The sequence below is a fragment of the Paraburkholderia sp. J10-1 genome (genome assembly GCF_905220165.1).
Lineage (GTDB): Bacteria > Pseudomonadota > Gammaproteobacteria > Burkholderiales > Burkholderiaceae > Paraburkholderia.
Genome location: NZ_CAJMYW010000008.1, coordinates 151,634 through 164,488, shown reverse-complemented (window position 1 = coordinate 164,488; position 12,855 = coordinate 151,634). Strand labels below are relative to the sequence as shown.

The window sequence follows — 12,855 nt, the reverse complement described above, 5'->3', positions numbered from 1 at the left end:
CGTGCAACTGCAAATACTTGAAGTCATTCTCTGGCCAAAGAATGTCAGATTCGAACCAAGACGCGTGCCTTTTGGACCCGGCGTAGTCAACGTCATCAGCGGTGCATCCAAGCGCGGCAAGTCTTCCGTGATTCCCATCATTGACTATTGTTTGGGCTCACGCCTCTGCGGTATCCCTGCCGGCACAATCCGCGAATCGTGCGCGTGGTTCGGCATCCTGGTGCGAACAAGCGAAGGAGAAAAGCTGCTGGCACGCCGGGAGCCTGGCAACCAACAAAGCACCGATGAAATGATGGTGCTGCAAGACTTTGGCGCGAATGTCCCTTTGGACGAGCCGAAGAAGAACACGACCCGTCAATCGGTCAAGCGTATGCTTGACCGCCTGGCAGGGTTGTCGAATCTCGGCTTCGACGCTGAAGAAACAGGTAAAGGCTTCCAAGGCCGCCCCAGCTTCCGCGACACGTTGGCATTCTGCTTTCAGCCTCAGAACATTGTCGCCAATCCAGATGTTCTGTACTTCCGGGCGGACACGATTGAGCACCGCGAGAAGGTCAGGACCATATTTCCATATGTGCTCGGTGCGACGACCGGCAAACGGCTTGCGCTCAAATGGGAATTGGAAAACCTCCAAAAAGAACTACGTCGTAAGCAACGTGAACAAGCAGCGTACGCCAAAGTGTCCGAAACATGGCTTGCCAATCTGCAGGTTTGGGTTACCGAGGCTCGCGAACTTGGTTTGATTGCAGGTGAATTGCCGGACGCGATGGAACAGACCTTGATTGGCGCACTGGAGCGTGTGGTGTCAGCAGGCGAGACCGGCGACGGCTTTTCACTCGCCGGGACCCAAGCGTCCGCATCGGAATACGCCGCGCTGCAGAATGAAGAGTCGACCGTCACTCGAGAACTCTCCGTTGCTCGTCATCGACTGAATCAGATAACTGCCGTCCGAGACACCGTAACTGACTATAAAGGCAGCCTTTCGGACCAAGCTAGTCGACTCGGTATTTCACGCTGGCTTAGGACACTACCGAACGACGGCACTCGCTGTCCGGTATGCGATAGCGCGATGGACGCGTCGCACAACGAACTCGACCAGCTGTGCGATGCGCTATCGGTCATCGAAGACGAAACCCACGCCGTCTCGAAGGCCCCACCTGTGCTCGACCGTGACCTGGTTGACGTCACCGAAAAGCTTCAGTTACTGGAAGACCAGCTAAAGGCAGTCCGTGTCCGGCGACGCGCTATCGAAGAACGCTCGAAAACTATTCGTGACCGTGAACTGGCCACAGCGCGCGTAGCTCGGTTTTTGGGCAGGGTTGAAGAAGCGCTGAAGCTGTTTTCTGCTCGAACGGAGCCGAACGGACTTGATGACGAAATTGAAAAACTGAATGCGCGCATCAGCGAGATTCACAGCTCGCTCTCCGAAGCGGAGTATGCCCGGCGACTCGAAACTGCCGTCAAGCGCGTATCCAGAAACCTGACGAAGATGGCCGCGAAGTTAGATGTTGAACGCAAGGATGCGCCTGCCAGACTTGACATCAAAGAACTGACCGTCGGCGTTACTGACTACGCTGGACGCGAAGACTTCCTATGGCAACTCGGCAGCGGCGCGAACTGGCTTTCGTACCACGTCGCCGCAGTACTGGCGCTTCAGGCCTTCTTTCTAAATCAAGACCACTCCCCAGTCCCCGCGTTGGTCATCTTCGACCAGCCGAGTCAGGTGTACTTTCCGCGCCGGCTCGCCCGACGTGAGCTCGACAAGGACGAAATTCTTGACGAAGACGTCCAGTCAATCCGCGGTTTTTTCGATGCAATGGGTAAGCTCGCTGTTCACTTTAAGGGGCGGCTGCAGATTATCGTGCTAGACCATGCTGGCTCGGACGTATGGGGGAAGCTGGATGGAGTTGAGCTCGCTGAAGAGTGGCGCGGCGAAAACTATCTCGTTCCGCCGGCATGGTTTGATTTGCCAGAGTAACGCAACGGGCCACGCAACTAGCGCGGCACAATTATGGCCAATGACACGGTCATCGGGATTTCCCGCCGCAGACCAGCTTTGACGACAGCATCTCCTTAATTTCCGCGATGTGCTTCTGCCCGTCAGCGCGGGGCGTGATAATCACGGAATCAGGTATCGCGACTCCGAGCTGCTTCGCGATGTTGGAAACATAGGGCCGTGTCCGCCCAGGAAGCGCTTGGCGGGCTTTGATGACTCGTTCGAGGCTGCAGGTATCGACGAGGTACGCGAACGTACGGCGGTCCCTCTGACTAGCCAAGATGACGTCGAGGCTGTCCGCAGTGATTGCTTCCATGGCGGGCTCCGTTGAGAGGGTTGGGCACAAAGGGGAATCTAGTCGAGAAAATGAAAAAAACAATATATTTTTCAACAACTTACCGTCGACATTCCGCGCCCCTCCCCCGGACCCCCACCCCGGTTTCGGGCATGCTTGCCCTCAACCTAAAGTCTCTCGGCTCCCTGCGGTCGCCTTCGAAAACATGAATAACCCCGTTCACGTAAACCCTACCTGGACACAAAACGCTCCATTCTGGGTTAGCACATATGTGTTCGACTGGGCCTGGGCCGACGCCTACAAGCGCAACGGCCTCGAGTACTACCCAAAGCTCCTGTGCGCCGTGCCGTTCACGCCGGTGCAGGGCACACGCCTGCTCGCCGCCGACGCGACCGCGCGCCGCCACCTGGCCGCCACGCTGCTCGCGTTCGCCGAGCAGGCCGACGTCTCGTCGCTGCACGTGCTCTTCCCGACCACCGAAGACGCCGAGGCGCTGACCGACCTCGGCATGATGCAGCGTGAAGGCGTGCAGTTTCACTGGCTCAACGACGGCTATCGCGACTTCGAGGACTTCCTCTCGACGCTCGAGCAGAAGAAGCGCAAGAACATTCGCGCGGAACGCCGCAAGGTGCGCGAAGCGGGCGTAACGATGCGGCGCGTGCGCGGCGAGGACATCAGCGACGCCGAGTGGCGCTTTTTTAGCCGCTGCTACCGGCAGACGTATCGCGAGCATTTTTCGTCGCCGTATCTGAATCTCGACTTCTTCCGCACGATCGGCGAGACGATGCCGGAGAATCTGCTGCTCGTGATCGCCGAGCGCGAAGGCAAGCCGATCGCGAGTTCGCTCGTGGTCTGGCAGCGCGGCGAGAATGGCCAGGGCGGCACGCTCTATGGCCGCTACTGGGGCGCGCTCGAACACGTGCCGTGCCTGCACTTCGAGACCGCGTACTATCAGCCGCTCGAATTCTGCATCGAGGAAAAGCTCGACGTGTTCGAAGGCGGCGCGCAAGGCGAGCACAAGATGGCGCGCGGTTTCCTGCCCACCGCCACGCGCTCGGCGCACTGGCTCGCCCACCCTGCGTTCTCGGACGCCGTTGCGCGCTTTCTCGAAAACGAGACCAACCATATTCACGCCTATATGCACGAGCTCAATGAGCGCAATCCTTTTCGTGCTTGATGCGCCTGATGCGCCTGATGCGTGCGAAAAGCTCGCGCGCAGCGTGTCCTGAAACGCCCTCGCCTAATACGATCATCGCTTCCAGAACTATGCCGTGGTTCCTCTACATGCTCGAATGCGCCGACGGCAGCGTCTACACGGGCATTGCCATCGACGTCGCAGCCCGCTTCTCGCAGCACGCAAGCGGCACGGGCGCGCGCTACACGCGCTCGCGCAAGCCGGTGCAGGTGCTCGCGCAGTTCGAGTTCGCCGACCGTGCGCGCGCATCGAGCGCCGAATACTGGGTCAAACGCCTCACCCCGCGCGAAAAGCGCGCGCTCGCGGCCGGCGCGCGCACGCTCGAATCGGTCCTGCCGCCGCCACCCCCGCCTCCGGATACGTCCCCGGACACCGAAGCATCAGAATGAGCAAACCGAGCAAACGTCTTGCCAAACGGGCGTTTGCTCTTTTCATCGAACACCCCGCGTAAAGCCTAAAGCCGCCCGCAGCCTCCGCCGTTATTGCGCACAAGACGCCGGTCTTAGCCCCCGGCGTGCGCGCTCATTTCACCTCGGACGGGGCCGGTGAGGCATGCAGAGACCTATTAAGGCGGAGACGAGCCGGCTTGCCCCCGGTTGGCACGGATTGCGGCGCACGACCGCGGTCCTGCTGCCGCTATGGCTGCTCGCGGCCGTCATGGCGGTGATCGCCGCGGCCAGTCTCTCGATCATGTCGATCCTGCTTGCCTATGTGGCAGGAGAAAGCAGCTGGTCGAAGGGACAGAAGGACGCCGTTCACGCCCTGGAGCGCTATGCGCGCACCGGCGACGAAACGGACTACCGCACGTTCCTCTCCGGCATTGCCGTGCCGCTCGGCGACCGGGCGGCCAAGCTGGAGATGAACCGCGCGCAACCGGACACCGCGGCAATCCGGCGCGGCTTCGAGCTGGGCCGGATCGCGCCCGACGATATGGACGGCATGACCTGGGGCTACCGCACGCTCAAGAACACGCCGTGGATGCGCCCGGCGGTGGCGTTCTGGGATATCGGCGACCACTTTATCTTGCGTCTCGCCGATACAGGCGAGCGCCTGCACGCACTCGTGCAGTCGGGCCGGCTGCACGCGCCGGAGTCCGCCAACCTCGTGCGCGAACTGCGCGAGATCGACAGCCAGCTCGCGCCCATCGAAAGCGGCTTCTCCCGCTCGCTCGAGGACGCGGCACGCGCCACGCGCTCGCTCCTGACACTCGCGCTCGCCGCCTCCGCCATCGGGCTGCTCGGCGTGTTCTCGCAATTCATCCGCCGTGCGCTCGCGCGCAGCGACCGCCTCGAAGCCGAGGTTCGCAAGAACGAGGAGCGCCTCACACTAGGCTTTGAAGGCATCAACGCCGGGCTCTGGGACTGGGAGGTCGGCAGCCGCCAATGCTACTTCTCGAACTGGCTGTATGAGCAGCTCGGCTATGACGTGGGCACGCGCTTCGAAAGCGATACCGGCCTCACTCAGCTCGTCCATCCCGACGACCTCACGCTCGTGCGCCACGCGTTGCGCCAACACCTCGCGCGCGCAACGCCATTCGATGTGGAATTTCGTCTGCGCACCCTCGCGGGCACTTACTGCTGGTGCCGCGCACGCGGCCAGGCGGTGCGCGACGCGCGCGGGCGCGCCGTGCGCATGGTCGGCTGCCTGTTCGATATCACCGAACTCAGGACGGCCGAAGCGAAGGCCTATACCGAACGCGAACTGGCGGAGGTCACGCTGGCCTCGATCGGCGAAGCGGTGATCCGCACCGACGAGAACGCGCGCGTGACCTACTGCAACGCCGTGGCCGAACGCATGCTCGGCCGCGCGGCCGCCGATATGCTCTCGCAGCCGTTCGACGCGATCTGCGATCTGCGCAACGACGCGCACGAACCACAACGATTCGATATCCTGATCAATTCACAAGTGACGGCTGCGACGGACGACACAGGCGGCGTGACGCTTCACGTGACGCGTCCGAACGGCTCGCGCCTCGCGGTCGATTACTCGGTGTCGAAGCTGCGCGACGTGCAGCGCCGGGTGATCGGCACGGTGATCGTGCTCTACGACGTGAGCGCACTGCGCGAACACGCGGCCCGCCTCGCCTACCAGGCGACCCACGACGAGCTCACCGACATCTACAACCGCCGCGAATTCGAGCGGCGGCTCGCCGCGCTGCTCGACGACGGTGGCAATGCACAGCCGGGGCAGTCAGGACAGCCAGGACACGGCCACGCGGTCATGTTTCTCGACCTCGACCAATTCAAGGTCGTCAACGACACGTGCGGCCACTCGACCGGCGACGAACTGATCCGCCAGGTCTGCCGCGTGCTCAAAAGCGAGCTGCGCGGCGAAGACATCATTGCGCGCCTGGGCGGCGACGAATTCGGCGTCGTGCTGCCGCACTGCACGGCCGCGCACGCGTCGCTGCTCGCGGAGAACCTGCGCGCGGGCATTGCCGCGATCCGCTTCACGGGCGCTGGGCGCATCGTGCAGACGAGCGTGAGCATCGGACTGGTCAGCGAGGCGGCAGGCCTCGTTTCCGTAAAGGAAGTGATGAAGGCCGCGGACGTGGCGTGCTACATGGCGAAGAAGAAAGGCCGCAACCGCGTGCACCGCTTTCGCTATGACGACGAAGAACTCTCGCAAACCCACGCCCAGATGGCATGGGTCTCCGACATCAAGGCCGCGCTCGAAAACGGCCAGTTCTGCCTGTTCGGCCAGAAGATTCTCTCGCTCGCGCAGGCATCGTCGGCCGACGACACGCACGTCGAACTGCTGCTGCGCATGCAGACCGCCTCGGGCGCACTCGTGGAGCCGTCGGCCTTTATCGGCGCTGCGGAGCGCTTCGACCTCATGCCGGCTATCGACCGCTGGGTGATCGCGAGCGCGTTCGCGATGATCGCCGAAGGCACGCACGATTACGGCACCTGGTCGATCAACCTCTCGGGCGCCTCGCTCGGCGACGAGCAGCTCGCCGACTATATCGAGGCGCAGCAGCGCGTCTGGTCCATCCCGTTCGAGCGCGTGTGCTTCGAGATCACCGAAACCGCCGCGATCACGAACATGGACGATGCGATCAAGCTCATCGAGCGCCTGCGCGCGCAGGGCTGCCGTTTCGCGCTCGACGACTTCGGCGCGGGCATGTCGTCGTTCAACTACCTCAAACATCTGCACGTCGACTATCTGAAGATCGACGGCAGCTTTATCCGCGGCATCATCGACAGTCCGCTGGACCAGGCCATCGTGCGTTCGATCAACCAGGTCGCGCACGCAGCGGGGAAGCTTACGATCGCCGAGTGCGTGGAGGACGCCGCCATCGTGGACTGGATGATCGCGATGGGCGTGGACTACGCGCAGGGCTACGGCGTGGGCAGGCCCGCACGGCTCGATATCCTGCGCGGGCCGGAACTGCGCGACGTCGCCGAGGTGGGCTAGTCGAGCGCCCATGAAAAAACCGCACGGCCTGTCGGCGCGTGCGGTCTTTCGATCAACCCAAAAGCGTGCGAATTACTTCTTGAAGTTCGCCACGCCGTCGGTGATTTCCTTGTGGGCGGCTTCGATGCCGACCCAGCCTTCGACCTTGACCCACTTGCCCTTTTCGAGCGACTTGTAGTTCTCGAAGAAGTGCTTGATCTGGTCCTTCAGGTACTCGGGCACGTCGTCGAGCGACTTGAGGTTGGCCGTCATCGGGCAGACCTTGTCGTGCGGGACCGCGATCAGCTTCGCGTCGACGCCCGATTCATCGGTCATCTGCAGCATGCCGAGCGCGCGCGAGCGCACGACGGAGCCTGCCAGCAGCGGGAACGGCGTGATCACGAGCACGTCGACCGGGTCGCCGTCGCCCGAGAGCGTCTGCGGAATGAAGCCGTAGTTCACGGGATAGCGCATGCCCGTGCCGACGAAACGGTCGACGACGAGCAGGCCCAGGTCCTTGTCGGCTTCGTATTTCACCGGATCGCTTTGCGCGGGAATCTCGATGATCACGTTGAAGTCTTGCGGCAGATCCTTGCCGGCGGGGACATTTGCAAAGCTCATGAGCGCTCTCTGTTGAGAAGGGAAAAAGCGACGGTTCGCGCGCAAAACCCGCGCGAACGGACGTTGGAAGATGGACGCCATTATAGCCAATCGGCCAGGGCGGGCCAGGGCAGCCGGCGCTTCGGCCCAGGGCTTTCCCGCACGCGGATGTAGTGCCTGCTGAATTCCCGCGCGTAGCGCCCGCGATTGGCGCGATAATGAAAGCGCCGGTGCGGCCCGCCATCGGGCCATCCGAGGCACGCTCCGGCGACGTTTCCCGTTTTGCGTTTCCCCTCCCTCGTTTCACCCCCATTTACGAGGCGCATGCATGGAAGAAGCGAAGCACTTCATCGGCGGCGAATGGCAAGCGAGCGCCAGCGGCGAAACGCTCGCCGCGATCGATCCCTCCACCGGCCAGCCGTTCGCGCAGCTCGCGCGCGGCAATGCCACCGACATCAACGACGCCGTCACGGCCGCACGCAAAGCCTTCGAGGGCGCATGGGGCGCATTGAGCGCCACCGAGCGCGGGCGGCTGCTGTTCGCGCTTTCGGGCCTTGTCCTCCAGCACAAGGAGGAACTCGCGCAGCTCGAAGCGCGCGACACGGGCAAGCCGCTCAAGCAGGCGCGCGCCGACGCCGCCGCGCTCGCGCGCTATTTCGAGTTCTACGCCGGCGCCGCCGACAAGCTGCACGGCGAAACCCTGCCCTACCAGACCGGCTATACGGTCCTCACGGTGCGCGAGCCGCACGGCGTGACGGGCCACATCGTGCCCTGGAACTACCCGATGCAGATCTTCGGCCGCAGCGTGGGCGCGGCGCTCGCCACCGGCAACGCGTGCGTGGTGAAGCCCGCCGAGGACGCCTGCGTGTCGCTCTTGCGCGTGGCCGAACTGGCGCGCGAAGCGGGCCTGCCCGCCGGGGCGCTCAACATCGTCACGGGCCTGGGGCATGAGGCGGGCGCGGCGCTCTCCTCGCACCCCGGCATCGACCACATCTCGTTCACCGGCTCGCCGCAAACGGGCAAGCTCGTCGCGCAGATGGCCGCCGAGCACCACGTGCCCGTCACGCTCGAGCTGGGCGGCAAGTCGCCGCAAATCGTCTTCGCCGATGCCGATCTCGACGCGGCGCTCCCCGTGCTCGTGGCCGCGATCGTGCAGAACGCGGGGCAGACCTGTTCCGCGGGCAGCCGCGTGCTGATCGAGCGTAGTGCGTACGAGCCGCTCATCGACCGGCTCGCTGCGTCGTTCGGCAAACTGCGCGTGGGCCCCGCCAGCGCCGACCTCGACTGCGGCCCGCTCATCAACGAGAAGCAGCGCCAGCGCGTGCGCGGCTTTCTCGACGAAGCCACCGCTTGCCGCATCGCCACGGCGGCGAGCGGCAGGCTCGAAGCGGATGCACCGAGCGGCGGCTTCTACGAAGTCCCGACCCTGCTGCGCGACGTGCCGCCGCACAGCCGTCTCGCACAGGAAGAAGTGTTCGGGCCGGTGCTCGCGGCCATGCCTTTCGAGAGCGAGGAGGAAGCGCTCGCGCTCGCCAACGGCACGCTTTATGGCCTCGTCGCCGGCATCTGGACGCGCGACGGCGCGCGCCAGATGCGTCTTGCCCGGCGCGTGCGCGCGGGCCAGGTGTTCGTCAACAACTACGGCGCGGGCGGCGGCGTCGAATTGCCGTTCGGCGGCACCCGGCATTCGGGACATGGGCGCGAAAAAGGCTTCGAGGCGCTCTATGGCTTCACGGTGCTGAAAACAATCGCGATCCGGCACGGCTGAACCCTTACGCAGTCAAGCAAGCACCATACAAACGGAGACACCATGCGACTCAAAGGCAAGACGGCTGTCGTGACAGGCGCCGGTTCGGGCTTCGGCGAAGGGATAGCCAAGACCTATGCGCGCGAAGGCGCGAACGTCGTCATCAACGATCTGAACGGCGATGCAGCAGAGCGCGTGGCGAGCGAGATCGCGCTCGCGGGCGGACGGGCCATCGCGGTGCAAGGCGACATTACGCGCGAAGCCGACTGGCACGCGCTGCGCGAAGCCGCCATCGAAGACTTCGGCAGCGTGCAGATCGTCGTCAACAACGCGGGCACCACGCATCGCAACAAGCCCGTGCTCGAAGTGAGCGAAGCGGAGTTCGACCGCGTCTACGCCGTCAACGTGAAGGGGCTCTACTGGAGCGTGCGCGCGTTCGTGCCGCATTTTCGCGAGCGCGGCGGCGGCGCGTTCGTCAACATCGCATCGACCGCGGGCATCCGGCCGCGGCCGGGCCTCGTCTGGTACAACGGCAGCAAGGGCGCGATGATCGTCGCCAGCAAGGCGCTTGCCGCCGAACTGGGCCCTGACCAGATTCGCGTGAACTGCGTGAATCCCGTGATCGGCGACACGGGCCTCACGGCGGAATTCATGGGCGTGCCCGACACGCCCGAGAACCGCCAGCGCTTTATCGCGACCATCCCGCTCGGACGGTTTTCCACGCCGCAGGACGTGGCCAACGCGTGCCTCTATCTCGCCTCGGACGAAGCGGCGTTCATCACCGGCACCTGCATCGAAGTCGATGGCGGCCGCTGCGTCTAGTGCGCGCCAAGTCGTTGACTAATCGGTGTTTTCCCCGAGCGTTACGCGCCGTCGCGCCACGGCGGCGCGTATAGAATGGTCGTGCTTTCGCGTCGAATACCCGCCATAACACGGCGGCAATACAACAAACACGCCAACGAGCAAGATCTTGCTCTGCATGGGACCGGAGCGCCATCTCCGGTCGACAAAGGAGACACCATGGCCAGTCCAGCGAATCACCTGCCGCAAGCGGGAGCGGGCGCACCGCCCTCCGCCTTCGAGGAAGCCACGTATCGCAAAGTCGCGTGGCGGCTCATTCCGCTTCTCATGCTGTGTTATGTGGTCGCGTATCTGGACCGCGTGAACGTGGGCTTCGCCAAGCTGCAGATGAGTTCGGCGCTCAATCTCTCCGATGCGGTTTATGGCTTCGGCGCGGGCATTTTCTTCGTCGGTTACTTTCTGTTCGAAGTGCCAAGCAATGTGATCCTGCATCGCGTGGGCGCGCGCGTATGGATCGCGCGCATCATGGTCACGTGGGGCCTCGTCTCGATCCTGACGATGTTCGTCACCACGCCCACCATGTTCTACGTGATGCGCTTTCTGCTCGGCCTGTGCGAGGCGGGCTTCTTCCCCGGCATCATCCTCTACCTCACCTACTGGTATCCGGCGCATCGGCGCGGGCGCATGACCACGTGGTTCATGACGGCCATTGCGCTTTCGGGCGTGATTGGCGGGCCGGTGTCGGGCTGGATTCTCAAGTCCTTCGACGGTGCGAATGGCTGGCAGGGCTGGCAGTGGCTCTTCCTGCTCGAAGGGCTGCCTTCGGTGATCGTCGGCGTGCTGGTGTTCTTCGTGCTCGATGACCGCATCGGCAAAGCCAAGTGGCTCACCGAAGAAGAGCGCGCGCTGCTCGAACGCAACATCGCCGCCGAAGATGCCACCAAGGAAGACCCGCCGCTCATGAGCGTACTCACGAGCCCGCGCGTACTGGTCATGAGCCTCACCTACTTCTCGTTCGTGATGGGCCTTTACGGCGTGAGCTTCTGGCTGCCCACCATCATCAAGGCGACGGGCGTGAAAGACGCGCTCACGATCGGCCTGCTTTCGGCGATTCCGTTCGCGGCGGCCGTGGTCGGCATGGTGCTCTTCGCGAAGAGCGCCGACCGCACGCGTGAGCGCCGCTGGCACATCGCGATTCCCGCTGTCATCGGCGCGATCGGCCTCGTGCTCTCGGTCACCTGGGCGCACGACACCACGCTCGCCATGACGGCGCTCACCATCGCGACCATCGGCATTCTGACCACGCTGCCGCTGTTCTGGAGCCTGCCCACGGCCTGGCTCTCGGGCACAGCGGCGGCGGCCGGCATCGCGCTCATCAACTCGATCGGCAATCTCGCGGGCTTCCTGAGCCCGTATGCGGTGGGCTGGCTCAAGGAGGCCACGAAGGCCAACGATTCGGGCATGTACATGCTCGCAGCGTTCATGATCCTGGGCGGTTTGCTCGCACTTTCCGCACCGGCGAAACTCGTGAATCGCTGAAGCATTCCGAGGCTCTCCAAAAACAAACGGCCGCCTGTTTTGCAGGCGGCCGTTTTTGTTGCGACTGTAGATTCGCGGCGAGCTTCTTTACACCACGTTCATCGACAGCGCGCTTTCCCGATAGTGCGACGCAGCCTTGTCGCCGTCGCCGAGCTGCTCGTGCAGGCGCGCGAGCGCGCGATGCGAGCGGATCTTGAGCGGCTCGTTCTGCGTGGCGTCGGCGGACTTGAGCGCGGCTTCGAGGAACGACTGCGCCTTGCCCCACAGCTGCTGCTTCAGGCACAGGCGGCCCAGCGCGAACAGCAGGTCACCGTCCTCCGGGCGCTCCTTGCGCCACGCCTCGGCCTTCTGGATGAGCGGCAGCGCGTCGCTGCCAGCCGTGTCCGGATAGCGGCGCAAAAGGCGCGCGTCCCAGTTCTGCGCGAGCGCTTCCTCGACGATCTTGCGCGCGTCGGCCTGGCGATCGAGCGCGATCAGCAGTTCGGCGGCGCAGTCGGCCAGACGCGGCGAGTGACGCTCGACGTTCGAAAGCGACTGCCACAGTTCGAGCAGCGCGTCGGCGTTGTGGCGACGATCGCGCAGCAGGTTTTCCGCCGCGAGCTGGCGCAGACGCACGGCCACGGCCGGGTGCAGCGCCTCGCGCTTTTCCAGCGTCTTCACGAGCTTGAGCACTTCGCTCCAGTTCTTCAGCTGCTGCTGGGCGCGCAGTGCGATCTGCTGAGCGTGAATGCGGCGGCCGCCCTGCGTGCGCATTTCGGTGAGCGCGGCGAGCGCGCCATCGGCGTCGCGGCCGTCGGCGCGCATGTCGGCGGTCGCCATGAGGCGCGCTTCCTGCAGGTCGGGGTCGTCGACCTGGGTGAGCCATTCGTCGCGGCGCGCGTATTCATGCAGACGATGCGCGGCCGTCGCGGCGATCAGGCCCGCGGCGCTCGTGTTCTTGATGTCAGCGAGCGAATCGCGCGCGGCCTTCTCGGCGCGCGAGAAGCGGCCCGCGTAGAGATTGCCCACGGCGTCGCGCAGCGCCGAGTTCGCCTTCTCGGTGCGCATGCGTGCACGGTAGGCAGCCACGCGGCGCGGCATCGTCACGATGTTGCGCGCGAAACGCAGGATCGCGTACAGCAGCAGGAAGGCCACCACGATGCCGACCACGAACAGGTTGAGCGAGACGTCTACCCGATACGGCGGATAGACGAGCAGCACCTGCCCGGTGTCGAAGCGCCCGACGGTTGCGAGCGCGACGGCAATCGCGAAGAGAAGCGCGAGCCAGAGGAGTCCACGGATCGCCATGT

The 12,855-nt window shown here is 64.1% G+C and carries 9 protein-coding genes and 1 pseudogene; 7 read left to right on the top strand and 3 right to left on the bottom strand.

Annotated features, from left to right (window positions below):
* The first annotated feature begins 1 nt into the window (after nucleotide 1).
* Nucleotides 2-1,975 (top strand): DUF3732 domain-containing protein, encoded by a 1,974-nt coding sequence (locus U5A65_RS24250; RefSeq protein ID WP_321947820.1) that lies wholly within the window; start codon nucleotides 2-4, stop codon nucleotides 1,973-1,975.
* Between the two features lie 49 nt (nucleotides 1,976-2,024).
* On the opposite strand, the gene U5A65_RS24245 is transcribed toward U5A65_RS24250, so the two are convergent.
* The gene (locus U5A65_RS24245; RefSeq protein WP_321947818.1) at nucleotides 2,025-2,309 is read right to left on the bottom strand and encodes a hypothetical protein; all 285 of its coding nucleotides are present in this window, start codon (nucleotides 2,307-2,309) and stop codon (nucleotides 2,025-2,027) included.
* A gap of 247 nt (nucleotides 2,310-2,556) precedes the next feature.
* Between U5A65_RS24245 and U5A65_RS24240 the strand changes: the two are divergent.
* The 3 genes and pseudogenes from U5A65_RS24240 to U5A65_RS24230 form a co-directional block, all read left to right on the top strand.
* A pseudogene (locus U5A65_RS24240) lies at nucleotides 2,557-3,465 on the top strand (GNAT family N-acetyltransferase); the annotation flags it as partial.
* A gap of 89 nt (nucleotides 3,466-3,554) precedes the next feature.
* Nucleotides 3,555-3,872, top strand: a complete 318-nt coding sequence (locus tag U5A65_RS24235; RefSeq protein ID WP_321936484.1) for a GIY-YIG nuclease family protein — start codon at nucleotides 3,555-3,557, stop codon at nucleotides 3,870-3,872.
* Between the two features lie 163 nt (nucleotides 3,873-4,035).
* Nucleotides 4,036-6,900, top strand: a complete 2,865-nt coding sequence (locus tag U5A65_RS24230) for an EAL domain-containing protein (RefSeq protein ID WP_321947816.1) — start codon at nucleotides 4,036-4,038, stop codon at nucleotides 6,898-6,900.
* Between the two features lie 72 nt (nucleotides 6,901-6,972).
* Here U5A65_RS24230 and ppa read toward each other — a convergent pair whose 3' ends face one another.
* Nucleotides 6,973-7,500: an inorganic diphosphatase gene (gene ppa, locus U5A65_RS24225; RefSeq protein WP_116611852.1), complete on the bottom strand. Its 528-nt coding sequence runs from the start codon at nucleotides 7,498-7,500 to the stop codon at nucleotides 6,973-6,975.
* Nucleotides 7,501-7,807: 307 nt separating this feature from the next.
* Here ppa and U5A65_RS24220 point away from each other — a divergent pair, with 307 nt between their 5' ends.
* The 3 genes from U5A65_RS24220 (at nucleotide 7,808) to U5A65_RS24210 (ending at nucleotide 11,566) form a co-directional block, all read left to right on the top strand.
* Complete coding sequence (locus tag U5A65_RS24220; RefSeq protein WP_321912694.1) at nucleotides 7,808-9,247, top strand: aldehyde dehydrogenase family protein; 1,440 nt, start codon at nucleotides 7,808-7,810, stop codon at nucleotides 9,245-9,247.
* Between the two features lie 42 nt (nucleotides 9,248-9,289).
* Entirely contained in the window at nucleotides 9,290-10,048 is a 759-nt protein-coding gene (locus U5A65_RS24215) for an SDR family oxidoreductase (protein WP_321912696.1), read from the top strand.
* Nucleotides 10,049-10,246: 198 nt separating this feature from the next.
* Nucleotides 10,247-11,566: an MFS transporter gene (locus tag U5A65_RS24210; protein WP_321912698.1), complete on the top strand. Its 1,320-nt coding sequence runs from the start codon at nucleotides 10,247-10,249 to the stop codon at nucleotides 11,564-11,566.
* Nucleotides 11,567-11,653: 87 nt separating this feature from the next.
* Here the strand turns inward: U5A65_RS24210 and U5A65_RS24205 are convergent, their stop codons facing one another.
* Complete coding sequence (locus U5A65_RS24205; protein WP_321912700.1) at nucleotides 11,654-12,853, bottom strand: heme biosynthesis protein HemY; 1,200 nt, start codon at nucleotides 12,851-12,853, stop codon at nucleotides 11,654-11,656.
* Nucleotides 12,854-12,855 lie beyond the last annotated feature (2 nt).

Excerpts from the sequence above, each read along its gene's own strand:
- U5A65_RS24235 (WP_321936484.1), top strand. The coding sequence starts at position 3,555 with ATGCCGTGGTTCCTCTACATGCTCGAATGCGCCGACGGCAGCGTCTAC.
- U5A65_RS24210 (WP_321912698.1), top strand. The coding sequence starts at position 10,247 with ATGGCCAGTCCAGCGAATCACCTGCCGCAAGCGGGAGCGGGCGCACCG.
- U5A65_RS24220 (WP_321912694.1), top strand. The coding sequence starts at position 7,808 with ATGGAAGAAGCGAAGCACTTCATCGGCGGCGAATGGCAAGCGAGCGCC.
- U5A65_RS24245 (WP_321947818.1), bottom strand. The coding sequence starts at position 2,309 with ATGGAAGCAATCACTGCGGACAGCCTCGACGTCATCTTGGCTAGTCAG.
- U5A65_RS24215 (WP_321912696.1), top strand. The coding sequence starts at position 9,290 with ATGCGACTCAAAGGCAAGACGGCTGTCGTGACAGGCGCCGGTTCGGGC.
- U5A65_RS24230 (WP_321947816.1), top strand. The coding sequence starts at position 4,036 with ATGCAGAGACCTATTAAGGCGGAGACGAGCCGGCTTGCCCCCGGTTGG.
- U5A65_RS24205 (WP_321912700.1), bottom strand. The coding sequence starts at position 12,853 with ATGGCGATCCGTGGACTCCTCTGGCTCGCGCTTCTCTTCGCGATTGCC.
- ppa (WP_116611852.1), bottom strand. The coding sequence starts at position 7,500 with ATGAGCTTTGCAAATGTCCCCGCCGGCAAGGATCTGCCGCAAGACTTC.